A 279-nucleotide genomic window follows, 5' to 3' on the forward strand; every position below is an offset into this window, starting at 1 on the left:
GAATCGAACGCGCGGAAAATCGCAGACATCACCGGCATTATCGAAGGCATTGCTTTTCAGACCAATATTCTGGCGCTCAACGCAGCGGTGGAGGCGGCGCGCGCCGGCACGCACGGGCGGGGCTTTGCCGTGGTTGCCGCCGAGGTGCGTTCGCTCGCGCAGCACGCGTCGACGGCGGCAAAGGAAATTGGCGAGCTGGTGAGCGATGCGGTGGCCGCGGCTGCGGACGGCACCGCGATGGTCGGTCAGGCCGAACAGTCGATTGGCAATATTCTCGAG

The 279-nt window shown here is 64.5% G+C and carries 1 protein-coding gene; it reads left to right on the forward strand.

Annotated elements, in window-relative coordinates; translation table 11 throughout:
- On the forward strand, positions 1 to 279 hold a 279-nt coding region (locus tag EN859_RS37675), incomplete at both ends, for a methyl-accepting chemotaxis protein (RefSeq protein WP_245525906.1).

It is taken from the genome of Mesorhizobium sp. M00.F.Ca.ET.216.01.1.1 (genome assembly GCF_004010325.2).
Lineage (GTDB): Bacteria > Pseudomonadota > Alphaproteobacteria > Rhizobiales > Rhizobiaceae > Mesorhizobium.